Annotated in this window: 19 protein-coding genes and 1 pseudogene; 12 read left to right on the top strand and 8 right to left on the bottom strand. The window is 71.6% G+C overall.

Annotated elements, in window-relative coordinates; translation table 11 throughout:
• Positions 1 to 147: 147 nt before the first annotated feature.
• Positions 148 to 2,628: an HAD-IC family P-type ATPase gene (locus ACGF2V_RS22970; protein WP_362624158.1), complete on the bottom strand. Its 2,481-nt coding sequence runs from the start codon at positions 2,626 to 2,628 to the stop codon at positions 148 to 150.
• 259 nt (positions 2,629 to 2,887) lie between these two features.
• Positions 2,888 to 3,250 carry a DUF2530 domain-containing protein gene (locus ACGF2V_RS22975; RefSeq protein WP_362624160.1) on the bottom strand — a complete coding sequence of 121 codons (363 nt, stop codon included), beginning with the start codon at positions 3,248 to 3,250 and terminating at the stop codon, positions 2,888 to 2,890.
• 228 nt (positions 3,251 to 3,478) lie between these two features.
• Here ACGF2V_RS22975 and ACGF2V_RS22980 point away from each other — a divergent pair, with 228 nt between their 5' ends.
• On the top strand, positions 3,479 to 4,933 hold the full coding sequence (locus ACGF2V_RS22980; protein ID WP_362624162.1) for an NCS2 family permease: 1,455 nt from the start codon (positions 3,479 to 3,481) through the stop codon (positions 4,931 to 4,933).
• Between the two features lie 57 nt (positions 4,934 to 4,990).
• Here ACGF2V_RS22980 and ACGF2V_RS22985 read toward each other — a convergent pair whose 3' ends face one another.
• Positions 4,991 to 5,251, bottom strand: coding sequence for a hypothetical protein (locus ACGF2V_RS22985; protein WP_362624164.1), 261 nt, complete (start codon positions 5,249 to 5,251; stop codon positions 4,991 to 4,993).
• A 144-nt stretch (positions 5,252 to 5,395) separates the two neighbouring features.
• On the opposite strand from ACGF2V_RS22985, the gene ACGF2V_RS22990 reads away from it, so the two are divergent.
• The 3 genes from ACGF2V_RS22990 (at position 5,396) to thpR (ending at position 8,140) form a co-directional block, all read left to right on the top strand.
• On the top strand, positions 5,396 to 5,836 hold the full coding sequence (locus ACGF2V_RS22990) for a MarR family transcriptional regulator (RefSeq protein WP_362624166.1): 441 nt from the start codon (positions 5,396 to 5,398) through the stop codon (positions 5,834 to 5,836).
• A 93-nt stretch (positions 5,837 to 5,929) separates the two neighbouring features.
• Positions 5,930 to 7,273, top strand: coding sequence for an MFS transporter (locus ACGF2V_RS22995; protein WP_362624168.1), 1,344 nt, complete (start codon positions 5,930 to 5,932; stop codon positions 7,271 to 7,273).
• 291 nt (positions 7,274 to 7,564) lie between these two features.
• Positions 7,565 to 8,140, top strand: a complete 576-nt coding sequence (gene thpR, locus ACGF2V_RS23000) for an RNA 2',3'-cyclic phosphodiesterase (RefSeq protein WP_362709261.1) — start codon at positions 7,565 to 7,567, stop codon at positions 8,138 to 8,140.
• Between the two features lie 236 nt (positions 8,141 to 8,376).
• On the opposite strand, the gene ACGF2V_RS23005 is transcribed toward thpR, so the two are convergent.
• Together ACGF2V_RS23005 and ACGF2V_RS23010 are read right to left on the bottom strand one after the other, a co-directional pair.
• Entirely contained in the window at positions 8,377 to 10,686 is a 2,310-nt protein-coding gene (locus ACGF2V_RS23005; RefSeq protein ID WP_362624172.1) for an N-acetylmuramoyl-L-alanine amidase, read from the bottom strand.
• A gap of 388 nt (positions 10,687 to 11,074) precedes the next feature.
• Positions 11,075 to 11,368 (bottom strand): annotated as a pseudogene (locus ACGF2V_RS23010) (alpha/beta fold hydrolase); the annotation flags it as partial.
• A gap of 68 nt (positions 11,369 to 11,436) precedes the next feature.
• Here ACGF2V_RS23010 and ACGF2V_RS23015 point away from each other — a divergent pair.
• From ACGF2V_RS23015 to ACGF2V_RS23025, 3 genes are all read left to right on the top strand, one after another.
• Positions 11,437 to 11,973 carry a hypothetical protein gene (locus tag ACGF2V_RS23015; protein WP_362709266.1) on the top strand — a complete coding sequence of 179 codons (537 nt, stop codon included), beginning with the start codon at positions 11,437 to 11,439 and terminating at the stop codon, positions 11,971 to 11,973.
• A gap of 290 nt (positions 11,974 to 12,263) precedes the next feature.
• Entirely contained in the window at positions 12,264 to 14,402 is a 2,139-nt protein-coding gene (locus ACGF2V_RS23020) for a serine/threonine-protein kinase (protein ID WP_362709269.1), read from the top strand.
• A gap of 102 nt (positions 14,403 to 14,504) precedes the next feature.
• Entirely contained in the window at positions 14,505 to 15,083 is a 579-nt protein-coding gene (locus tag ACGF2V_RS23025) for a cysteine hydrolase family protein (protein WP_362624178.1), read from the top strand.
• Positions 15,084 to 15,223: 140 nt separating this feature from the next.
• On the opposite strand, the gene ACGF2V_RS23030 is transcribed toward ACGF2V_RS23025, so the two are convergent.
• On the bottom strand, positions 15,224 to 15,967 hold the full coding sequence (locus ACGF2V_RS23030) for a class I SAM-dependent methyltransferase (protein ID WP_362709272.1): 744 nt from the start codon (positions 15,965 to 15,967) through the stop codon (positions 15,224 to 15,226).
• A gap of 606 nt (positions 15,968 to 16,573) precedes the next feature.
• Here ACGF2V_RS23030 and ACGF2V_RS23035 point away from each other — a divergent pair.
• On the top strand, positions 16,574 to 17,212 hold the full coding sequence (locus ACGF2V_RS23035; protein ID WP_362624286.1) for a TetR family transcriptional regulator: 639 nt from the start codon (positions 16,574 to 16,576) through the stop codon (positions 17,210 to 17,212).
• Between the two features lie 209 nt (positions 17,213 to 17,421).
• A complete protein-coding gene (locus ACGF2V_RS23040) occupies positions 17,422 to 18,114 on the top strand; it encodes an XRE family transcriptional regulator (protein WP_362709274.1) in 693 nt (230 codons plus the stop codon).
• 36 nt (positions 18,115 to 18,150) lie between these two features.
• Here ACGF2V_RS23040 and ACGF2V_RS23045 read toward each other — a convergent pair whose 3' ends face one another.
• Positions 18,151 to 18,837, bottom strand: a complete 687-nt coding sequence (locus ACGF2V_RS23045) for a GDSL-type esterase/lipase family protein (protein WP_362624184.1) — start codon at positions 18,835 to 18,837, stop codon at positions 18,151 to 18,153.
• Positions 18,838 to 18,905: 68 nt separating this feature from the next.
• Here ACGF2V_RS23045 and ACGF2V_RS23050 point away from each other — a divergent pair, with 68 nt between their 5' ends.
• On the top strand, positions 18,906 to 19,913 hold the full coding sequence (locus ACGF2V_RS23050; protein ID WP_362709278.1) for a WD40 repeat domain-containing protein: 1,008 nt from the start codon (positions 18,906 to 18,908) through the stop codon (positions 19,911 to 19,913).
• 19 nt (positions 19,914 to 19,932) lie between these two features.
• Here the strand turns inward: ACGF2V_RS23050 and ACGF2V_RS23055 are convergent, their stop codons facing one another.
• Complete coding sequence (locus tag ACGF2V_RS23055) at positions 19,933 to 20,724, bottom strand: TetR/AcrR family transcriptional regulator (RefSeq protein WP_362709280.1); 792 nt, start codon at positions 20,722 to 20,724, stop codon at positions 19,933 to 19,935.
• 166 nt (positions 20,725 to 20,890) lie between these two features.
• Here ACGF2V_RS23055 and ACGF2V_RS23060 point away from each other — a divergent pair, with 166 nt between their 5' ends.
• A complete protein-coding gene (locus ACGF2V_RS23060; protein WP_362709283.1) occupies positions 20,891 to 21,943 on the top strand; it encodes an ATP-binding cassette domain-containing protein in 1,053 nt (350 codons plus the stop codon).
• The gene (locus ACGF2V_RS23065) at positions 21,940 to 22,767 is read left to right on the top strand and encodes an ABC transporter permease (protein ID WP_362709286.1); all 828 of its coding nucleotides are present in this window, start codon (positions 21,940 to 21,942) and stop codon (positions 22,765 to 22,767) included. The genes ACGF2V_RS23060 and ACGF2V_RS23065 overlap by 4 nt, the downstream gene beginning before the upstream one ends.
• The last annotated feature ends 9 nt before the right edge of the window (positions 22,768 to 22,776 follow it).

The raw sequence follows: 22,776 nt of genomic DNA on the forward strand, positions 1-22,776 counted from the left end.
CCCCCCCCCCCGCCGCGCGCCGCCCCCCCGCCCCCCCCCCCCCCCCCCCCCCCCCCCCCCCCCCCCCGCCCCCCCGCCCCCGCCCCCCCCCCCCCCCCCCCCGCCCCGTACGCGTTCCCCCGCACCCGCGGGGCGGGCGGCGCCGCGCTACGCCGGGAAGCGGCGGCCCACCAGCCGCCAGGTGAACTCCAGGGCGGTCGCCGCCGCCACCGCGATGCCCACCGCCGTCCACGGCATCGTCGTCCCCACCAGCTTCAGCGCGAAGAACTCCTGGAGCCACGGCACCGCCAGCACGATCAGGAACCCCAGCCCCATCGCCGCCACCAGGCAGATCCGCCACCAGGTGTACGGGCGGGCGATGATCGCCAGGACCCACATCGAGACCAGGAACAGCGTGAGCGTCGCCGCGCTCGTCTCCGCCCCCAGCGCGTCCGGGCCGGTGTAGTGGTGCCGGGCAAGCAGGTACGTCGTGAAGGTCGCGACGGCCGCGATGACGCCCGAAGGGATCGCGTACCGCATGACCCGGCGCACGAAGTGCGGATGGGCGCGTTCCTTGTTGGGGGCGAGGGCCAGGAAGAACGCCGGTACGCCGATGGTGAGCGTCGACAGCAGGGTCAGGTGGCGCGGCAGGAACGGGTAGTCGACCTGGGAGCAGACCACCAGGATCGCCAGCAGCACCGAGTAGACGGTCTTGGTCAGGAACAGGGTGGCGACCCGGGTGATGTTGCCGATCACCCGGCGGCCCTCGGCCACGACGGACGGCAGCGTCGCGAAGCTGTTGTTCAGCAGCACGATCTGGGCGACGGCCCGGGTCGCCTCGGAGCCCGAACCCATGGACACGCCGATGTCGGCGTCCTTCAGCGCCAGCACGTCGTTGACGCCGTCACCGGTCATCGCGACGGTGTGACCGCGGGACTGGAGGGCCGCGACCATGTCCCGCTTCTGCTGCGGGGTGACCCGGCCGAAGACCGCGTTCTGCTCCATGGCCGTGGCCATGTCGTCCGGGTCGGTGGGCATCCGGCGCGCGTCCAGGGTGTTCTCGGCGCCCGGCAGGCCCAGCTTCCCGGCGACCGCGCCCACGGAGACCGCGTTGTCGCCGGAGATGACCTTCGCGGCGACGTTCTGGTCGGCGAAGTAGGCCAACGTCTCCTCGGCGTCCGGCCGCAGCCGCTGTTCCAGCACGACCAGTGCGCTCGGAGCGGCGCCGACGGCGGCGTCCGGGCCCTGGAGACCGCCCCGTGCCCGCGCGAGCAGCAGCACCCGCAGTCCCTGCTGGTTGAGCTGCTCGATCTCGTCGAGCGCCGGGTCCCGCTCGGGCAGCAGCACGTCGGGGGCACCGAGCAGCCAGGCGGAGGTCCGGCCGTCGCCCTCGTCGAACGCGGCGCCGCTGTACTTGCGCGCCGAGGAGAACGGCAGCGTCTGCGTGCACCGCCACTTCTCGCCGTCCGGGTAGGCGTCGACGATGGCCTGGAGGCTGGCGTTGGGCCGCGGGTCGGAGGCGCCGAGGGCCCCCAGCACACGGTGGATGTACGCGTCCTGTGCGTCGCCCAGCGCCCGCACCTCGGTGACGTCCATGCCGCCCTCGGTGAGGGTGCCGGTCTTGTCCAGGCAGACGATGTCGACGCGGGCCAGGCCCTCGATGGCGGGCAACTCCTGGACCAGGCACTGCTTGCGGCCGAGCCGTACGACACCGATCGCGAAGGCGACCGAGGTCAGCAGCACCAGCCCCTCGGGGATCATCGGGACGATGCCGCCGACCGTCCGGGCGATCGAGTCCTTGAGGTTGTTGTCCTGGGCGACAAGCTGGCTGACGACCAGCCCGATCGCGGTCGGCACCATCATCCAGGTGACGTACTTGAGGATGGTGGAGATGCCGGTGCGCAGTTCGGACTGGACGAGGGTGAAGCGGGACGCCTCCTCCGCGAGCTGCGCGGCGTACGCCTCGCGCCCGACCTTGGTCGCGGCGAACGAGCCGCCGCCCGCGACGACGAAACTGCCGGACATCACGGTGTCGCCGGGGCGCTTCAGCACCGGGTCGGCCTCTCCGGTCAGCAACGACTCGTCGATCTCCAGCCCGTCGGCCTCCACGACCGTGCCGTCCACCACGACCTTGTCGCCGGGGCTCAGCTCGACGAGGTCGCCGAGGACGATCTCCGAGGTCGAGATCTCGGCCGAGACCCCGTCGCGCCGGACGGTGGGTTTCGCCTCGCCGATGACCGCGAGGCTGTCCAGGGTCTTCTTGGCCCGCCACTCCTGGATGATGCCGATGCCGGTGTTGGCGATGATCACGAAGCCGAAGAGGCTGTCCTGGATCGGCGCCACGAACAGCATGATCACCCAGAGCACGCCGATGATCAGGTTGAACCGGGTGAAGACGTTCGCGCGGACGATCTCGCTGACGGACCGGGACGAGCGCACGGGTACGTCGTTGACCTCGCCGCGGGCGATCCGCTCGGCCACCTCGGCCGCGGTCAGCCCGCGGGTGCTCACGGCCGGGGCCGGCGGATCCGCCGGGTGGACGGGGTCGAGCTCGGCCCCGGCGTCGATCGTGGCCGAGCCGGGGCGGCGGTCGGAGCCGGGAGCCTCGGGGGTCTGCTCGCCGGAGGAAGGGGGTACCCGCTGCGTCATGTTCCGACGGTACGGGTGAGAGGCCCGAATCTCCCACTGGGGGTCGGAAGATCAGACCGGGGGAGGAGGGGGAGTGGTCCCGTGGTGGGACGGAAACCCCTGGTACGGGTGGGGGCTCCTGGTACGGCCGACGGCCACCGGCCAAGGCCGCCTGGTCGCCTGGTGCGGAGCGGAGGCGCGGGCCGGGTGCCCGGTGCAGAGGGCGGCGGTGCAGAGGGCGGCGGTGCAGGGCAGGGCGGCCGGAGTTCCGGCCGGGCGATCACGCCGTCGCGCTGCTCGCGCCCTTCGGGCCGGGTGCGGACCCGCTCGGGGCCCCGGCGGTCCCGTCAGCCCCTGTCGTCCCGTCGGTCCCGTCAGGCCCGCCGGAAGCTGCCCGTGAGGCCGCCGCCCGCTTGATCGCCGCGTCGCGCCCCCGCACGTACCAGATGCCGATCAGGCCGAGCCCCGCACCGGCCAGGCAGGTCCACAGCCACCACAGGTGCCCGTGGTCGTCGAACCAGCCGTAGAACGGGAGCTGGACCAGGAAGAGGACGAACCAGAGGATCGTGCCGCCGGTGATCGTGGCGACGACGGGCCCCTCCAGGGGCTCGGGCGCCTCGTGCTTCGGTGTCCACTTCGCCATGACCTCAGTGTATGGGGCCACCCCGGGCCCCTCGCCGACCCGGCGGGAAGGGCATTGCGTGAAGGCGCCTCCAGGGCGGTACGGCCCAGCCCCACCAAGGGTCTACGCGCGGAGATAGCGATCTTCGTCCTATGTATTCATACTGAATCTGCTTACGGCTGACTCGAATTATTCGTGTGAACGTCCAAAGCTGACCACTTTTAATCCGCCCAACGACTGAGGTCATACATGTCCCCCTCGGCCACCGCTCCGGTCGATTCCGCGCAGTCATCGGCTCCTCAGCCGTCCGGCCGCATGGACCGTTTCTTCAAGATCTCCGAGCGGGGGTCGTCGGTCGCCCGTGAAATCCGTGGCGGTTTCGCCACGTTCTTCGCGATGGCGTACATCATCGTGCTGAACCCGATCATTCTGGGCAGCGCGAAGGACATCAACGGCCACTTCCTGGACCATGGGCAGTTGGTCACCGCGACCGTGATCACGGCGGCGTTCTCCACGCTCCTCATGGGCGTCATCGGCAATGTGCCGATCGCGCTCGCCGCCGGTCTCGGCGTCAACACCGTCGTCGCCCTCCAGCTCGCCCCCAAGATGACCTGGCCCGAGGCGATGGGCATGGTGGTCCTCGCGGGCATCGTGGTGATGCTGCTCGTCGCGACGGGGTTGCGGGAACGCGTGATGCACGCCGTACCCGGCTCGCTCCGCAAGGGCATCGCGATCGGTATCGGCCTGTTCATCCTGCTGATCGGGCTGGTCGACTCGGGCTTCGTCTCCCGTATCCCGGACGCCGCGAAGACCACCGTGCCGCTCCAGCTCGGCGGCGACGGCCACCTGGGCGGCTGGCCCGTCCTCGTCTTCGTCATCGGCACGCTGCTGACCATGGCGCTGCTCGTCCGCAAGGTGCCGGGCGCCATCCTGATCTCCATCGTCGCGATGACGGTCGTCGCCCTGATCATCAACGCGGTCGCGGGCCTGCCGGGCGAGGCGTGGGGGCTGACCGTCCCCGAGTGGCCGGGCAACCCGGTCGCGACCCCGGACTTCGGGCTGCTCGGTCAGGTCGACCTGTTCGGTGGTTTCCACGAGGTCGGCATCCTCACCGGCATCCTGTTCGTCTTCACCGTGCTGCTGTCCTGCTTCTTCGACGCGATGGGCACGATCCTCGGTGTCGGCGACGAGGCGAAGCTGACCGACGAGGACGGCAACTTCCCCGGCATCAACAAGGTGCTGTTCGTCGACGGCATCGCGGTCGCCGCGGGCGGCGCGAGCTCCTCGTCCGCCTCGACCTGCTTCGTGGAGTCCACGGCGGGCGTCGGCGAGGGCGCCCGCACCGGTCTCGCCAGTGTCGTGACGGGGCTGCTGTTCACGGTGGCGCTGTTCCTGACGCCGCTGGCGACCATGGTCCCGGCGCAGGCGGCCACTCCGGCACTGCTGGCGGTCGGCTTCCTGATCATCTCGAACTCGGTGCGGGACATCGACTGGAGCGACTACACGCTCGCCATCCCGGCCTTCCTGGCCATGATGATGATGCCGTTCACCTACTCGATCACGAACGGCATCGGCATCGGCTTCATCGCCTTCTCCGTGCTCCGTGTGGCGGCCGGGCGCTGGCGTGAGGTGCCGGCGGCCATGTACGCGGTCTCGGCGGTCTTCGTCTTCTACTACACGATGCCGGCCCTCGGTCTCACCTGAGCCGAGGGGCCCGCGAGGGCCCGGCACGGCACGCCACTCGCGCGCGAGGCCCCGGGGTCATACGGCCCCGGGGCCTCGCGCGGTTCTCTCCGCCCCGGCCCCCGGGACCCCGGTCGCCCCCGCGACCCCTGCCGCACCCTCCGACCCGTAGAACTTCTCCGTCTCGTCGACGGCCGCCTTGAAGCGCTGGTCGAAGTCATCACGAATGAGCGTCCGGACCACATAGTCCTGGACGCTCATTCCGCGTCTGGCGGCATGCTGCCGGAGCCGGTCGAGCAGCTCACCGTCTATCCGCAGGCTGAGCACAGTCGATCCCATGGAAAGCAGGGTTACGGCCCAGCGGGCCGTTTCGCGTCACTTTCCGGATCCGACTCACTCGTTCGGGTGAGCGATTCGGTGATCCGGCCGTACGCGCGTCACACGAATGGTCTTTAGGGTAGGTAATGAGTTACTCTAATAAACATGCCTGACCTGATCCACGACGGCGACAGTGCGGCCGCCGTGAGCTCCCTTCGCTCCGCCGTGATGCTGCTCGGACGGCGCCTCAAGCACCAGCGCGTCGACGAGTCGCTGAGCCCCACCGAGATGTCGGTGCTCGGCACGCTGGCCCGCTGCGGTTCGGCCACCCCCGGTGAGCTGGCCCGCAAGGAGCACGTGCAGCCCCCGTCGATGACCCGCATCGTCGCGCTGCTGGAGGCCAAGGGACTGGTCAGACTGGAACCGCACCCCGATGACCGTCGCCAGAAGATGGTCAGCCGGACCGAGCGGGCGGAGGCCATGCTCGAGGAGAGCCGCGCCAAGCGGAACGCCTGGCTGACAGCTCTGGCCGAGGGCCTGGACGAGGACGAGTGGGAGACGCTGCGCAAGGCGGCGCCCGTGCTGGAGAAGCTCGCCCACCTGTAGCGGGCGGGCGGCCGGCCGTGCCGGACTCACGGCCGGACCCCGCCGCGTCCCGTCAGTCAGCGAACCGTTTTACGCCCGAGGAGGCGAACCCCTTTGAGTACGGGATCCGGAGCAGACTCCGCCCCCGCACCGACGTCCACCCACGAGAGCAAGCGCGGCGGGACCTTCTCGTCGCTGAAGATCCGCAACTACCGCCTGTTCGCCACGGGCGCCGTGATCTCCAACACCGGTACCTGGATGTCCCGCATCACGCAGGACTGGCTCGTCCTGAGCCTCACCGGGTCCGCCGCCGCCGTCGGTATCACCACGGCCCTCCAGTTCCTCCCGATGCTCCTCTTCGGCCTGTACGGCGGTGTCATCGCCGACCGCGTGCCGAAGCGGAAGCTTCTCCTCGCCAGCCAGGCCGCGCTCGGCCTGTGCGGGATCGCCCTCGCTGCGCTCACGCTGTCCGGGGTCGTCCAGGTCTGGCACGTCTACCTGATCGCGTTCCTGCTCGGCATGGTGACGGTCGTCGACAACCCGGCCCGCCAGTCATTCGTTTCCGAGATGGTCGGCCCCGACCAGCTGCGCAACGCGGTCAGCCTGAACTCGGCGAACTTCCAGTCCGCCCGCCTCATCGGCCCCGCCGTCGCCGGTGTCCTGATCACCACCGTCGGCAGCGGCTGGGCCTTCCTGCTCAACGGACTGTCCTTCGCCGCCCCGCTCGTCGGCCTGCTGATGATGCGCCCGCACGAGCTGCACAAGCCCACCGCCGTGCCCCGCGCCAAGGGACAGCTGCGCGAGGGCCTGCGCTACGTCTCAGGCCGCCCCGAGCTGATCTGGCCGATCGTCCTGATCGGCTTCGTCGGCACGTTCGGGTTCAACTTCCCGATCTGGCTCACCGCCTTCGCGGACGAGGTCTTCCACGGCGGCGCGGGGATGTACTCGTTCTTCAACATCCTCATGGCGGCCGGCTCCCTCGTCGGCGCCCTGCTCGCCGCCCGCCGCGGCGCCTCCCGGCTGCGGATGCTGGTGGCCGCGGGCACCGCGTTCGGCCTGCTGGAGATCGTCGCGTCCCTGTCGCCGTACGTCTGGCTCTTCGCGCTCCTGCTGGTCCCGATCGGCATGATCGGCCTGACGACCAACATCAGCGCGAACACGAGCGTGCAGATGGCCGCCGACCCGGAGATGCGCGGCCGGGTCATGAGCCTGTACATGATGGTCTTCGTCGGCGGCACGCCGGTGGGTGCCCCGATCGTCGGCTGGATCAGCGACGCCTACGGGGTCCGCACGGGCATGGCCGTCGGCGGCGCGCTCTCGCTGGTGGCGGCGCTCGGTGTCGGCTTCATGCTGACCCGGGTCGGTGGCCTCCGCATCCGGGTCGACCTGCGCCCCGGCCGCCCGCACCTGCGGGTAGTCCCCCGCGAGCCCCGCAAGGAACTGGCCGCGGTGGCCTGAGCCCCGGCCGGCCCGCGACGCACGTGGGTACGGCCTTCGTCCGTGGTACGGCCCCGGCCGGTGGGGGAACCGGCCGGTGGGGGAACCGGTCGGGGCCGCCGTGCGTGGGGGCGTCAGTCGCGGGGGGAAGTCTTCGGTGTGGAGCACGAGCCCCACCGGGGTCTCGGTCGGATCGATGTCCGTACCGAACAGCACGCTCAGCTTGGACCCGTACGCACCGCTCAGGGGGTTGCGCAGTACGACGATGCGTACGAAGACCAGGGCGCGCCGGTACGGTGCGACACTCGGGCCATGAGCAGCCTCAGACTCTTCGTCGCCGTTGTGCCGCCCGACTCCGCCATCCGGGAACTGAGCCGCGCCGTCGCCCCGCTGCACGCGCTCCCCGGTGCCGGCGGCCTGCGCTGGACCGGTACCGACGGCTGGCACTTCACGCTCGCCTTCCTCGGGAACGTGGACGAGGGCCTGCTGCCCGAACTCCACGACCGCCTGGCCCGCGCCGCCCACCGCACCGACCCCTTCGCGCTGCGCGTCCACGGCGCCGGGCGGTTCGGCGGGCGGGCGCTGTGGGCGGGTGCCGCGGGCGCGATCGACACCCTGCGGCTCCTCGCCGAACGCGCCGACGCCGCCGCGCGCCGGTCCGGCGTCCCGATGGATGAGCACCGCCGCTACAGCGCCCACCTGACCCTGGCCCGGAGCCGGGGCGCGGACACCGATCTGCGCCCGTTCGTCGAGGCCCTGGCGGGTTTCGAGGGCACCCCGTGGGAGGTCGGCGAGGTCGCCCTGGTCCGCAGCAACCTGCGGGGTGGCGCTGCGCCGGGCGAGCGGCCCCGGTACGAGGTGCACGCATCCTGGCCGCTGGGCCGCTGAGGGCGGCGGTTACGCTCGGAGGGTGGATCCGAAGACCAGAAACCGCGTGATGGCGGCCGTGCTCGTACTGATGTTCGTCGTTGTCGCCGTGGCGTCCGCCGTCGGTCAGTGACGTCTCCCGCCGCCCGGTGAGGCGGACACCGCCCCCGCCCCGGCGGCCCGGGACGGGGGCGGCTGTCCGCCCCACCGGGCGAACGCGGCCGACTGCTTCGGGCACCGACCGCCTGACGTATCGGCTACTTCAGGTACACGAGCCCGTCGGTAGTGATCGTCGGGCGGCCCGACGTGCCCACGACGACGATCTTCACGGTGTGCTTGGCACTGCTGGACCAGGTCTTCGTCCACAGCGCGTCGCGGTACTTGGTGGTGCTGGACTTCAGGTCCGTCGTGGACACCTTCACACCGTCCACGTAGACGTACACCTGGCCGGAGGTGGCGGCCCTGGAGACGACCAGGGCGGCCGAGCGGCCGGTGAACGTCCAGCTCAGGGACGCGCCCTTGGACGAGCTGGAGTACGACTTGCCGCCGAGGTAGCTGGTCGAGGACTTCGTCGTCCACGTCCCGGACTTCGTCCCCGAGCTCTCCTGGAGGATGACCGGGGTGCCGGAGACCGACGCGGCGGCGGTGTTGCCCGCCACGTCGTAGGCGGTCATGGGCCAGGCGGTGGCGACGCCCGACTTCGCGGTGTGCGAGGCGCTGGTCGTCGTCGGCCCGTAGGTCTTGGCGACCGGGGCGGTGAGCCGGACCTCCTTGAGCGCGGCGGCGTCCGTGGCCTTCCACTTCAGGGTGATCGGGACGGCGGTGGTGTTCACCGTGCCGGTGCGCAGTGCCAGGTTCGGCTTGGTGGTGAAGGAGGGCGCGGTCTGGTCGGCGACCACGGTGACCGCCGCGGACGTGGTGACCTTGCCCGACTGGTGGGTGGCACGGACCTGGACCTTGTGGGTGCCGACGGCGAGCGTCGCCTTGGCTGAGGTGGCGGTGCCCGCGGTGGTGGCCACGGACTTGCCGTCGACCAGCAGCTCGTACGTGGAGATGAACGTGCTCGGGGTCGACGCCGACCAGCCGACGGTGACGGCGGACTTGGTGTAGTACGTCGTGCCCGAGAGCCCGGCGCCGGTCACGGACTTGACGGTCAGCCCGGTGACGGGGCCCGCGGCGAGGGAGCGGATCGCGGGCAACTGCCCGTACAGCTTCGTGCCGGGGCACTGGGTGGCGAAGCCGTCGCGGTGTCCGGAGATGGTGTTGAACGGGTACGCGGTGCCGGAGGTGAATGTGGTACCCGCGAGGTTGTTGCCGGTCGCACCCGCCGTCAGTGTCGTGGTGCCCGCCGGGTCGACCTTGTACTGGCCGAGCTTCCACGCGGCGACCCGGGCCACGGCCGTGGTGACAGCGGTGGGCGCGGCGGAGTCCGTGTAGGTGCCGATGACGGCGATGCCGGTGGACTCCCGGTTGAAGCCGTAGGTGTGCGCGCCGAGGACCGGCCGGTCGACGCCGCCCTTGCGGCCCTCGAAGACCGTGCCGCACTTGTCGACCACGAAGTTGTAGCCGAGGTCCTTCCAGCCGTTGGCCTTGACGTGGTACGCGTACAGGCCGCGCACGATCGCCGCGGAGTCGGCGCACGAGTAGGTGTTCGTCTCGGCGGTGTGGTGCACGAAGACGGCCTTGACGCCGTTCAGGTACTCCGGCGCCTCCGGGCTCATCGACTCGTCGGCATTCCAGTCGGCGCGCGAGACGATCGGCGGCTTCGGCACGGTCGACGACGGGGCGGGCGGCAGCGTCGGCGCCGGGGACGAACTCACGGACGGCGAGGGGCTGGCGCTCGCCGTCGGCGTGGGTTCCTGACCGGCGGGTTCGGAGGCGCTGGGCATCGGGTCGGTGGTCGCGGTGGCCTCACCGGACGGCTCCGTGCCGGGCGCGGTCGGCTCGGGCGTGACCGGGTCCGACGGGTCGGCGGTCGGGGTGGCCGCGGGGTCATCCGCCCCGGGCAGGTCCGCGGCGAAGGCGGCGGGCTCGGCGTTCAGCGCGCCCCGGCCCGGGTCCACGGTGTCCAGCCGCAGCCCCGAGGGCAGCTTCGAGGAGACCTTGCCGCTCGCGTTGATCCGTACTTCGACACCGTTGGACGGGCCGACCCAGCGCGGTTCGGTGCCGCCGCGCACGCCGGACCGGCCGGCCTCCGCGCGTCCGGTCACATCGGTCCCGAGCGGCAGCCAGGACGTCCAGGCGCCGTCGGCGGCGGACCGGGTCCGCACCTCCACGGCGCCGGTGACCCTCGCGGCCGGATCGGTCCAGGTGACGCCCAGCATGCTGAAGGGGGCGGTGTCCCGCTTGCCGAGGGTGGCGGACGTGCCGTCATCGGCGACCTTCAGCGCGGTCGCCCGCACGTCGGGCCTGGCCGGGCCGGACTTGGCGTCGGTGTCCGCCGGTGAGTCGCCCGTGACCCCCTCGAAGACCAGGACCCCCGCCACGGCGGAGGTGGCCAGGGCGGCCGTGAGCCAGATTCTCTTCTTCGATCTCAAGTCGTACCCCACGAGTGGTGTGTCGGACATGAACGCGTCAGGTGGTGTCCGGCGACAGCACTGGTTCATGACGAGACCAGTGGGGGGTACGCGTGCTGTCGCGTGCTGTCGCGCGCGTGCTGCGGGGACACAGCTTGCCATGCCGCTCCGACGAACGGACCTCCGCCCCCGCCCGTGATGTCCCTGGACGCGATGAATTCCGCATTCGTTCACCGCCCGGCGAACCGGTACGGAGCGGTCGATACCGTTCGGTGAACCGGCTTCAGGGCCGCCGGTGACAGCGGTGCCGCTTGGTGAACCGGTTTCAGAACCCCGGTGCCGTGGGTGTCGCCGGTGCCGTTCGGTGACCCGTTCCGGTCCGGTCAGCACCGTTCGGTGAACCGGTCTGCTCAGGTCAGCACCGTTCGGCGAACCGGTCGATCAGCCGGTCGGTCGTGTTGTACCGCATGTCGGTGGCCGGTTCGCTCGCGTGCGGGGTGGAACGGCCACAGCCCCGCTGGTCGAAGAGGACGACACGGTACCGGTCCGGGTCGAAGTACCGTCGGGCGCGCTCGGTGCACCCCGAACCGGGGCCGCCGTGCACGACGACCGCGGGTTTGCCGGCGGGGTTGCCGCACGCCTCCCAGTACACGTGGTTGCCCTCCCCGACGTCGAGCATCCCGTGTGCGTACGGTTCGATCGGCGGGCAGCTCTCGTCGGGCTCGCGGTCCACGGCGTCGTCGCTCCCTCGGCTCCGGTGGCAAAGGGGGCCATCGTCGGGCGGGGCGTAGCCTGAGCGCCGTGAATTCCGTACCCCGGGTACTGGCCGTACTCGACGAGCTGTTGACCGCCGCGGCGCCCGACGACCGCGGAGCGCTGTGGCAACTGGCCGAGCCGGGCCGGGAACTGGACGCCAATCTCGTACGTATCCCGGCGGGCGGGGAGGTCGGTGAGCATCAGGAGGACGTGCTGGACGTGCTCCTCCTCGTCGTCGCGGGCGGCGGCCGGGCCGTCGTCGCGGGCGAGGAACTGGCCCTCACCCCGACCACCGTCCTCTGGCTGCCCCGCACCTCCCGCCGCGCGCTCGCCGCCGGGCCGGGCGGCCTGGCCTGTCTGACCGTCCACCGCCGACGCCCCGGCCTCACGATCGGGCCCCCGGCCGAGTCCGGGGCCGGGGCCGCGAAGCAGGCGGGGCCGTACGCCGTGCCCCCGGCCGGGAACGAGGGCGGTGAGGTGCCCTGCATGCTGGACCTGGTCTGCCCCGCGTGCGGCCGGCTCTCGGCGGACCCGGAGCCGGTGTTCTGCAGCCGGTGCGGCGAGCGGTTCACGCAACACTGAGCGCTGCGAACACCGGACGCCCCCGGGCCGGCCCCCTCGTCCGCCGTCGTGGCCGCCTGGGCGGCGCGCCGACGTCGCGGCAAGGAGGTGCTGTTCTCCAGCACCTCCGTCCACAACCACGCGTCGCGGTCCGTCGCCCGCCGCCCGGGGCTCACCCCATTGGGTTGGATCTGGACCGTGCGCTGACATCAGGGCCGACTTGGCCGAATCACAAGTACGAGTGGGGGCCGGGAACATGACGGTGCCTCTAATCTGAGGCGCGGTTGATCCATGAGCGCACAGGGGGTCGCATGCACAGCGACGGTACGGCGGATCGCGGTACGGGCGGCGGGCGGCACGGCGACGGATCCGACGGCCGGCCGGACGACGGCCCCCGGACGGACGGCGCCGGCGAGCACGGCCGTCCCTGGGCGGGCGACCGGTCCCGGGAGGACGGCCCGGAGACCCAGTCGCCGCCGGATACGGTGACCGCGCCCTTCGAACTGATCGACGCGCGTTACCAGTTGCTCAGCAGGCTCGGGCACGGCGGGATGGGCGAGGTCTGGGAGGCCCTGGACACGCGCCTGAACCGCAAGGTCGCGGTGAAGGGCCTGCTCGACCGCGGCGCAGTGGGGACGGACAAGCAGGCCCAGCTCATGAAACGGGCGTGCCGCGAGGCGGAGGCCATCGCGCGGATCAAGCACCAGAACGTGGTGTCGGTGCACGACCGGGTCGAGACCGACAGCCAGGTCTGGATCGTGATGGAACTGCTCAATGCCCACTCACTGGCCGATCTGCTGCGCGCGGAACAGCAGCTCACGGTGCGGCGGGCGGCGAGGATCGGTCTTCAGATCCTGCGCGGGCTACGGGCCGTGCACGGGGCGGGGGTCGTCCACCGGGACGTGAAGCCGCACAACGTCCTGTTCCGCCCGGACGATTTCGCGATCCTGGCCGACTTCGGGATCGCGACCTTCGACGGGGCGGTACCGGTCACCCGGTCGGGGGAGCTGGTCGGGACGGTGAAGTACCTCGCGCCCGAGCTGTTCGACCACGCGTCGGGACGGCCGCAGCCCGCGACGCCCGCGTCCGACCTGTGGGCCCTGGGCATCACGCTGTACGAGATGGTCGAGGGCAGGACCCCCTTCGACGGGCTGTCCCTGGTGGAGTTCCTGATCGCCGTGCGGGACTCGCCGGTGCCGCCCATGACGTACGGCGGACCACTGACCCCGGTCGTCGAGGAACTGCTGCGCAAGGACCCCCGGCAGCGGCTCTCCGCGGCGGAGGCGGAGGAGATGCTCCGGGCGGTCGTCCACGAGACCCGGGCACCGGGGGCGTCCGTACCCGGCATCTCCTCGGTGCACCGGCCCGACTCCGGCCCGGTGGGGTCGTCACATCCCGGCCCCGGGGAGCCGCCATCCCCGGAACCGGTCCCGCCGGCACCGCCTGCGGGGCCGCCCCCGGGGCCGCCCCCGGGCGGTTCACGGACGCCGGAGGAGCCCGGTCAGGACCCGGACCCGGGCCGGGGCCGGGCACGGCGCAGGACCCTGGCCGCTGTGCTGTGCGCCGCCCTGCTGGCCGGTATCGGCTGGTACGCCGTGGACCTCTCCCAGCGGGGCGGGAAGACGGACGCGCGCGGCGGAGAGGGCAAGGGCGCGCCCGCGCAGAAGTACCGGACGACGCACCGGACCCTGAAGGTGGGCGTCAAGGCCGATCAACCCGGTCTCAGCGAGAGGACGGCGAAGGGCACGTACCGGGGCTACGAGGTCGATCTGGCCCTCGCGATCGCGCGGGACATGGGCTACACCCGTGAAGCCGTCGAGTTCAGATCCGTGAGCACCGAGAACCGGAGCAGCCTGCTGGAGAGCGGGGCGGTGGACCTGGTCATCGCCACGTACAGCATCACGGACGCGCGGAAGAACGCGAAGCCGCCGGAGTACAGCGTCGCCTTCGCCGGGCCGTACTACGTGGCGAACCGGAGCTTCCTGGTGAACAGGAAGTCGAAAATGCACAAGGTCGAGGACTCCAGCGATCTGATCCGTGACGACCTGGAGGTGTGCACCGCCCGGGGCTCGACGTACGTGGACTGGCTGGCGGCGGAGAAGTACAACATGACGGCCTCGCGCCCCAACGGGTACGAGGAGTGCGTGCAGCGCCTGTTGAATCCGGCCTCGGACGTCTACGCGGTGAGCACGGACGACGTCATCGTCGCCGGATTCGTCAAGAAGGACCCGACCCGCCTGAAGCGGCTCCCGAGCAGTTGGGGAGCGGAGGGCTACGGCGTCGCGATGAAGCCCGAGGAGAAGGAGCTGAAGGGCGAGGTGTGTTCCGCCCTGGCGAAGATCATGGCGGACGGGACGTGGGAGCGGCTCTACCACAAGCACCTGTATCCGCTGATGGACCATGCGGCGGCGCCCAACAGGCCGTCGCCGAACGAATGCCCGAAACGCTGACGGCAACGGGGAGGACTCGACAACGGCGGGTGACCGCGGGGCGCCTTCGAGCGGTGCGGAAAACGGTGGAGGGGCACGGCGCCGACGGGCCATGATGAGCGAATGACCGTTCCCGCACATCCTGTTGAGGCCCTGCTCGTCGTGGACGTCCAGTCGGACGCCGTGTCCGGCGAGAGGGCGGTGCCCGACGCGGCCCGGCTCCTGAACCGTACGCAGGACCTGATCGCGCGGGCACGCGGCGGCGGAGCGCTCGTCGTCCACATCCAGAACGACGGGGAGCCCGGAGCGGGCGACGAGCCCGGCACCCCCGGCTGGAAACTCCACCACGCCGTCGAGCCCGGCCCCACCGAGACCGTGCTCCGCAAGACCGAGGACGACGGTTTCCACGAGACGCCGCTGGGGGACCTGCTGACCGGTGCGGGGGTGCGGGCGCTCGCCGTCTGCGGGGTGATGTCCGAGATGTGTGTCCAGGCGACCGCGCGGACGGCCCTGGCGCGGGGGTACCGGGTCGTCATGCCGCACGACGCCCACGCCACCCACGACATCCCGGCGGCGCCCGGGATCAGCGACCGGGTTCCGGCCGCGGCGGTCTCACGGGTGGCGGAGTGGGCCCTCGGCAGAGATGTGGAGGTCGTCGCGCGCGCCGCGGACGTCACCTTCACGCCGCCGCCGTCGGCGTGAACCGCCCTGCCCTGCGCCCGGGTGCCACCGCACCCCCTGCCCCGTGACCCGGCTTCCCGCCGCGAGCCTGCTCCCTGTCCGCGTGACCCGGCTCCCCTCCCACGAGCCTGCTCCCCGCTCCCCGTTAGGGAACCGGCCCGTCAGGCTGCCGCCTCCCGGCGGAACAGGGCCGTCCAGAGAAACGGTTCGCCGAAGGACGGGGACTCGGGCGGTTCGTCGTTCATGCGGCGGAACTCGATCTGCGTCAGGCCGGAGAAGATCCGGTGCAACGACTCGGGTGTGTAGGCCAGTCCGCCCCGCAGCCCCGACCCGTCGTAGAAGGCGGCGTCGGGGAGTTCGGACCCCATGCCCCCCTCACCGGCCGCGAAACAGGTGAGCGCGAGATGTCCACCCGGGGCCAGCACGCGGTCCAGGAGCGCGAGATAGCTGACCCGTCGGTGGGGCGGCAGGTGGTGGAAGCAGCCGGAGTCGTGGATCAGGTCGTAGGGGCCGGTCAGCTCGGTCGCCGTGAGGGCGAAGGCATCACCGTGGTGGAACCGGATGTCGGCCCCGGCCTCCCGGGCTCGCTCCCCGGCCCAGGCGAGGGCCGCCGGGGACAGGTCCACCGCGTCGACCCGGAAACCCAGGGACGCGAGGTACAGGGCGTTGCGCCCCGGGCCGCATCCCAGGTCCAGGGCGCGGCCCGGGGAGATCAGTCGGCGGTCCGCGTACGAGACGAGGCTCTCGTCGGGCTTCGCCGCGAAGAACGGGACGGGCTTCGTCCGGTCCGCGTAGAAGCCGTCCCACCACGACGCCGCTCCGGCCGTCCAGCGGTCGGCCTCGGGTGAGACCAAGTCGTCAAGAAGGGCGAGGACATCGTCCGTCGTGCGAATGTTCCGGTCCATGCGGATCCCGTTCCCCTTTCGTGTCCGAAAGAGGGAAAGCGTAGGCCCGCGCGGTGCGGGAGCCCAGCGTCAAAGAAGACGGCGAAGGCCGCTGTCCGGCGTCCGGCGATCTCCGGCAGGAGTGGCGGGTATCCCATGTCGGAACCGGTTCGTTCGGGCGTTGTCGCATGCGTGGAAGGGCGTGGGAAGGGGTGTTCCGGCGCCGTCCGGGGGTGTTTTTTCAGCGGTGCTCCGCGGCCCTGCGTACTCCGTCCGGACACCGGGTCGAAGGCGGGCTGCCGGGGGCCGGGATTCCTTGGTCCGGGCAGCGTCACGCCCTCCGGTGAATATGCGCTTCGGGCTCCGACGCGTGACTCGGAGTGTCGTTAGAGTCGCCCCCGTGAGGGCGCGTCATACGCGCGGCGCCCGTGCCGGAGGCGGTGCGGCCATGGTGCGGACGAGTGGACCCTCGCGGCCGGGAGGCCGATGCCGTGACGGCAACGGTTCGTCGGGCGATCGGACTTGATGAGGTGCCGTCCCATGCGTGCCCCACTGCGTGGCGGAGACCCCACCGGCGGGGCGGAGCGGGAAGAGTGGGGCAGCGGTACGGACGACGAAGGAGGACCGATGGTGGGTGCCGTGGCGAACCAGCGGAGCGGGGCGGCCGGGCAGGAGACGGAGGGTCAGGGCGCGCGGGACCGACTCCTGCGGGCCGGACGCCAGTTGTTCGCCGCGTACGGGTACGCGCACACGAGTGTCGAGGACCTGTGCGAGCAGGCGAAGGTGCCCGTTCACGTCTTCCAGCAGGAGTTCGTCTCGCGCGAGGTGCTTCTGATGGCGATCTACGACGAGCTCGCGACCCATGGACTGCGCGCCGCCGAGAACGCCCTGATGGCCGAGGGGATGGAGGACTGCCCGACCCGGGAACGGGTCCGGCTGCTGTTCGACGCCTATGTGAGGGCGGTCACCGAGGATCCCTGCGCGGCCCGGGTGGCGTTCGTCGAGGCGCTCGGGGTCAGCCGGGAGGTGGACAACCACCTCGCCACCTGGCGGACGATGTGGATCGAGTTCCTCACCTCCGAGGCGGAGCGCGCCGTGCGCCGGGGCGAAGCGGTGCCGAGCGACCACGCCGTGACCGTCACGGTGCTGAACCACGCCGTGGACGAACTCATGGCCCACCACGGCCGCCGCCCCCGCCAGGTCGACGCCGAATGGCTGACCGACGAACTGACCCGGCTTTCGCTGGCCATGATCCTGCCGTCCTGACCCACCCGCCGTACCGGCCCCGGCCCCGGCCCCGGCCCCCGGTCACCCGCCACCGGAAACCGGCCCCTGGCTGCTTGCCACCCCCGGCCTCGGTCACCGGCCCCGGCCCTCAGTCCCGCCCCCGGCCACGGCCTCGGTCGCCGGCCCCGGCCCCCTTCCCCGGTCACGGGCCGTCGGCCATCGCCGCCGGGCAGGCGAATAATGGGCGGATGGCGGACGACGGAGAGCACCGGCACGGTGCGCGGCACAGGCCCGGGAACCACCAGGGACACGGTGGGCGGGCGGACGACCGCAAGACGGGCGCGGACGAGGAGATCTCGGCCGTCCTGACGGGCGTCGGCCCCAGGCTGAGGGCCCTGCGCCAGGAGCGCGGCACGACCCTGGCGCAGCTCAGCGAGACCACCGGTATCTCTCCCAGCACGCTCTCGCGCCTGGAGTCGGGTGGCCGCAAACCCACCCTCGAACTGCTGCTGCCGCTGGCCAAGGCGTACGGGGTCCCGCTCGACGAACTCGTCGGCGCCCCGCCCACCGGCGATCCCCGCCTCCGCTTCCGCCCCATCACCCGGGACGGCATGACCTTCGTGCCACTGGCTCGTCACCTGGGCGGGCTGCACGCGTACAAGCAGATCCTGCCCGGCGGGCGCGGAGCGACGGGGCCGCTGGAGCAGCGGGTGCACGAGGGATACGAGTGGGTGTACGTCCTGACGGGGCGGCTGCGGCTGGTGCTGGGCGAACACGATCTGGTGCTCACGGCCGGTGAGGTCGCGGAATTCGACACACGTACTCCTCACGCGTGGGCCAGTGCCGGGCCCGAACCGGTCGAATTCCTCAGCCTGTTCGGCCCGCAGGGCGAACGCATGCACGTGAGGGCCCGCCCCGCGGGACGGGGGCCGGGAACCTGACGGGACGGGGCCGGGGAACCGTGACGGGCGGGCGGCCTACGGGCGGGCCGTGTACGAGCCGCCGAGCCCCCACGCCTGGTGCATCGCGTCGGCGAACGCCGCCGCCAGCTTGTGCTCACCGGTGGGGCCGGGGTGCGTCCCGTCGTACGTGTCCCGGTGGATGTCGTACCCCGTGGGGTGGGAGGTCAGCAGGATGGGGGACATCGGGTCGTCGAGGTCGGCCACTGTCTTGGCCAGGAGTTCGTTGAACCGGTCGCACTCGGTGGCGAACGGCGGGTCCGACTCGGCCCGTACATTCGGTATCACGGGCAGCAGCACCATCTTCACGTGCGGGTTCGCGGTGCGCGCGGCGGTGATGAACTCCCGTACGTTCAGAGCGGTTTGGTCGCTGTCGGTGTAGAACCCGAGGTCGATCAGGCCCAGCGACACCAACAGCACGTCCGTACGGTGCGCGGTGACGGTGTCGGCGATCACCGGGGCCATGTGCAGCCAGCCCTCGCCCCAGCCGGCCAGATGGGCGCGCGCCTCGGCGGGGAAGTCCGGTGCGGCGTACGCGCGACTGACGGCGGCGTCCGCCCCGGTGTCGTACAGCGCGTCGCGCGGGCCGACGATCGCGAACGGGGCGCCGAGGGCGGAGGTGAGGTGCTGCCACATCCGGTAGCGCCAGGTGAAGTCGCCGGCGCGCCCGATCGTCATGGAATCGCCGACAAACGTGAAACGCATGGGTGTCATCATCGCGGATCGCCGCCGATCGTCCGTCCGGCGAGGGCGTGACGATGGACACTTGTGTCATGCGTTCGTACCTGACTGTGTCCGGAGCCGCCGCACTGCTCCTGTTCGCCGGGGCGCTCCCCGCCGGGGCGGCGGCCGCCACCGAATCCGGCGACGGGGCCGACCGGAACTTCACCATCGAGGACCCCAGGATCACCGAGTCCAGCGGGCTCGCCGCCAGCCGCGCCCACCCGGGCGTCTACTGGACGCACAACGACAGCGACGACGGGCCGCATGTCTACGCCGTCGACTCCCGCACGGGGAAGACCGTCGCGACGATCACCATGAGCGGGGTGGGACGACCGCGCGATGTGGAGGCCGTCTCGGTCGGACCCGACGGCAACCTGTACGTGGGGGACATCGGCGACAACCTGAACGGCGGCTGGGACCACGTCTGGATCTACCGCTTCCCCGAGCCGAAGGAGCTGAAGGACGCCACGGTCCGCGCCACCCAGTTCGACGTGAAGTACGCGGACGGGCCGCGCGACGCCGAGGCGCTGATGGTCCATCCCACGACCGGGCGGGTCTACATCGCGTCGAAGAACGAGAACGGCGGCGGACTGTACGAGGGTCCGGCCCGGCTCACCACCGGCTCCGCCAACGTGTTCCGGCGGGTGGGCGAGGTGCCGTGGGTGACGGACGGGGCGTTCTCGCCGGACGGCGGCGAACTGGTGCTGCGCTCGTACTTCAGCGCTCGCGCGTACGCCTTCCGAAGTGGCAGGCTCGGCGCCGACCACGCCGTCCGGGCACCGTTCCAGCGGCAGGCCGAGTCGGTGACGTACACGGCGGACGGCTCGGCGCTGATGTTCGGCTCGGAGGGGGAACGCAGCGACGTGGTGCGGGTGGACGTGGAGAAGGACACCGGCGGGAACGGGTCCCGGGGCGGGGACTCGTCGGCGGCCGACGGGGGCGCCGGGGGTGCCGAGGACGGCGTCGGCGGCACCGGGGGCATGAGCCTGACCGGTGTGCTGGTGCTGGTCGCCGTGGCCGCCTTCTTCCTCACGAAGCGGCGCCGAGGCCAGGGCTGACCGGGAGGGGCGGCCCGGCTCACTCACCCGCCCGGCGCTCGACGAGCACCTCGAAGCCGTCGATCAGCCGTTGCAGACCGAACGTGAAGTGGTCGATTCCGTAGCCGAACGCGTCGTCGGAGAGGGCCGCCATCAGCGGATAGTCGCCGCTCAGCATGGCCCGTTCCAGGTAGGGGCGTTGGTTCTCCCAGAAGTCGTCGTCGCTCAGTCCGGTCTCCCGTGCGGCCTCGGAGGTGTGGAGACGGGCGCGGGCGATGCCCTCCACGAAACTGTTGACCGTGATGATCGTGGAGATCAGCTCGGCGTCGGACAGCCCCATGCCCCTGATGCCGGCCAGGGCGCTCTCCAGACCGCGCAGGGCGTTGGGGCCGAGGACCGTACGGGCCTGATTGACCTTGAGCAGCCAGGGGTGGCGGCGCAGTTGGTCCAGGTACGTGCGGGCCTTGGTGGCGAGAGACGTGCGCCAGTCCGAGGGTTCGCCCTCCGCAGTGTCGTCGAGGGCGGTCGGCGGTTCGCCCAGGACGTGGTCGAGCATCAGGTCGAGCAGTTCGGCCTTGCCGGGAACGTAGCGGTAGAGCGACATCGTGCCGGTGCCCAGATCGGCGGCGAGCCGTCGCATCGACAGGGCGGCCAGGCCCTCCGCGTCGGCGATCTCCACGGCGGCGGTGATGATCCGGTCGAGGGTGAGGGCCGGCCTGGGGCCGCGGGCGGGGCGGTCGCCGGTGCCCCAGAGAAGTTCCAGGCTGCGCGCGATGTCGCCGCTGCCGGCCGTCGTGCCGTCCGTCCCACCTGCTGAATCCCTCTGAACCATGGCTCCAGCCTAAGCCGCTGGACATGAACTGCGTACGATGTACTCTCCTCTGGGTACGGTGTACGCAGGTGGATGGGTGCCCCTGCAGGGGCGCCGGGTTCACGGCTGCCCGGCTCGGTTGTGCTCGGTTCGGTTGTGCTCGGTTCATCGGACGAAGGGGGTTGTCATGGGTGCGAGCGGATATGCCGTACGTGCCGAGGGGGTCACCAAGCGGTATCGGCGACAGCGCGGCGGGAAGCGCGGCGAGGGGGAGGCAAGGGCGCTCGACGGGTTCGACCTGACGGTGGGGCGTGGCGTCGTGCATGGACTGCTCGGGCCGAACGGGGCGGGCAAGACCACTGCCGTGCGTGTCCTGTCGACGCTGCTGCGGTTCGACGGCGGGCGCGCCGAGGTCGCCGGACTGGACGTGGCGCGCGAACCCCGCCGCGTCCGCGCGAGGATCGGGCTCGCCGGGCAGTACGCCGCCGTCGACGAGATCCTGACCGGCCGGCAGAACCTGGAGATGTTCGGGCGTCTTTTCCATCTGGGCGCCGACCGGGCCCGGCGACGCGCCGCGGAGCTGCTGGAGCAGTTCGACCTGCGCGAGGCCGCGGACAAGGGGGCCGGGGAATACAGCGGCGGCATGCGGCGACGCCTCGATCTCGCGGCATCGATGATCCTCGCGCCCCAGGTGCTGTTCCTGGACGAGCCGACGACGGGGCTCGATCCGCGCGGGAGGGGTGAAGTGTGGGACAGCGTACGGGCGTTGGTGACGAACGGTACGACGGTGCTGCTCACCACCCAGTACCTGGAGGAGGCCGACCGGCTCGCCTCGCGCGTCACCGTCATCGACCGGGGCCGGGCCGTCGCCGACGACACCCCGGACGGGCTGAAGAACCGGGTGGGTGGTGACCGGATCGAGGTCGTCGCGGGTGACGCGGCCGATCTGCCCGCGGTCGCCGGCATCGTGGAACGGGTCGCCGGCACCGGTCCCGTCGTCCTCGACGGCGCGGGCCGCCGCGTGCACGCCCGGGTCTCCGACCGGGTCGCCGCGCTCACCGGGGTCGTGAGCACCCTCCAGGGCGAGGGCATCGCGGTCGAGGACATCGGCCTGCGCCGACCGACCCTCGACGACGTGTTCCTCGCCCTGACCGGGAGCCCGACGCCCGAAAGTCCGTCGGCCGGAAGCCCGACCGGAGGCCGTAAGGGCACGTCGGAGGAAGAGGAGGTGGCGGCGTGACCGTCGTCGAACCGCACGCGCTCGGTCCCGTCCGCGGCCCGCTCCACTGGGCGCTGGCCGACAGTTGGAACGTCGCCCGACGCACCCTCACCCACTACCGGCGCCAACCGTTGGCCATCGTCTGGCAGTTGGGCTTCCCGATCCTCTCCGTGCTGCTGTACGGGTACGTCTTCGGCAGCGCCATGAAGGTTCCCGGCGGGGGCGACTACCGGGAGTTCCTGATGCCGGGAATGTTCGCCACGACCATGGCCCTGGGCTTCATGAACACCGCCGTGGCCATGGTGACGGACGTCGGGAAGGGGGTGGTGGACCGGTTCCGTTCCATGCCGATGGCACCGTCCGCGGTGTGCGCCGGGCGCGGTCTCGCCGATCTGCTGGTCGCCGCCGCCGAACTGGCGATCCTCGTGGCCACCGCGCTGGCGATCGGCTGGCGCGCGGGCGACGGACCGATGGCCGCCGCCGGGGCGTTCGGACTGCTCCTGCTGCTCAGGTTCAGCCTGATCTGGGTCGGCGTATGGCTCGGGCTCCTGGTCCCGGACCCGGAGTCGGCGGGCGGGCTGTACGCGATCGCGTTCCCGGTCACGATGATCTCCAGCGCCCTGGTCGCGCCGTCCCTGATGCCGGGCTGGCTGGGCACCGTCGCCGCCTGGAACCCGATCTCGTCGACGGTCACGGCGACGCGCGGACTCTTCGGCAACCCGGTGGCGAGCGGCGGCACCTGGGTCGAGGAACACGCCCTGCTGATGGCCGTGGTCTGGCCGCTGGTGCTGACCGCGGTGTTCCTGCCCCTGGCCGTACGGCGCTTCCAGCGACTGAGCCGCTGAGCCGCGGTG

The sequence above is a fragment of the Streptomyces sp. NPDC047982 genome, from assembly GCF_043204165.1.
Lineage (GTDB): Bacteria > Actinomycetota > Actinomycetes > Streptomycetales > Streptomycetaceae > Streptomyces.

Coding starts and splice junctions, on each gene's coding strand:
- ACGF2V_RS22975 (WP_362624160.1), bottom strand. CDS start 3,250: ATGGCGAAGTGGACACCGAAGCACGAGGCGCCCGAGCCCCTGGAGGGG.
- ACGF2V_RS22970 (WP_362624158.1), bottom strand. CDS start 2,628: ATGACGCAGCGGGTACCCCCTTCCTCCGGCGAGCAGACCCCCGAGGCT.
- ACGF2V_RS22980 (WP_362624162.1), top strand. CDS start 3,479: ATGTCCCCCTCGGCCACCGCTCCGGTCGATTCCGCGCAGTCATCGGCT.
- ACGF2V_RS23060 (WP_362709283.1), top strand. CDS start 20,891: ATGGGTGCGAGCGGATATGCCGTACGTGCCGAGGGGGTCACCAAGCGG.
- ACGF2V_RS23020 (WP_362709269.1), top strand. CDS start 12,264: ATGCACAGCGACGGTACGGCGGATCGCGGTACGGGCGGCGGGCGGCAC.
- ACGF2V_RS23055 (WP_362709280.1), bottom strand. CDS start 20,724: ATGGTTCAGAGGGATTCAGCAGGTGGGACGGACGGCACGACGGCCGGC.
- ACGF2V_RS23045 (WP_362624184.1), bottom strand. CDS start 18,837: ATGCGTTTCACGTTTGTCGGCGATTCCATGACGATCGGGCGCGCCGGC.
- thpR (WP_362709261.1), top strand. CDS start 7,565: ATGAGCAGCCTCAGACTCTTCGTCGCCGTTGTGCCGCCCGACTCCGCC.
- ACGF2V_RS23040 (WP_362709274.1), top strand. CDS start 17,422: ATGGCGGACGACGGAGAGCACCGGCACGGTGCGCGGCACAGGCCCGGG.
- ACGF2V_RS23005 (WP_362624172.1), bottom strand. CDS start 10,686: ATGTCCGACACACCACTCGTGGGGTACGACTTGAGATCGAAGAAGAGA.
- ACGF2V_RS22990 (WP_362624166.1), top strand. CDS start 5,396: ATGCCTGACCTGATCCACGACGGCGACAGTGCGGCCGCCGTGAGCTCC.
- ACGF2V_RS23030 (WP_362709272.1), bottom strand. CDS start 15,967: ATGGACCGGAACATTCGCACGACGGACGATGTCCTCGCCCTTCTTGAC.
- ACGF2V_RS23035 (WP_362624286.1), top strand. CDS start 16,574: ATGGTGGGTGCCGTGGCGAACCAGCGGAGCGGGGCGGCCGGGCAGGAG.
- ACGF2V_RS23025 (WP_362624178.1), top strand. CDS start 14,505: ATGACCGTTCCCGCACATCCTGTTGAGGCCCTGCTCGTCGTGGACGTC.
- ACGF2V_RS23050 (WP_362709278.1), top strand. CDS start 18,906: ATGCGTTCGTACCTGACTGTGTCCGGAGCCGCCGCACTGCTCCTGTTC.
- ACGF2V_RS22985 (WP_362624164.1), bottom strand. CDS start 5,251: ATGGGATCGACTGTGCTCAGCCTGCGGATAGACGGTGAGCTGCTCGAC.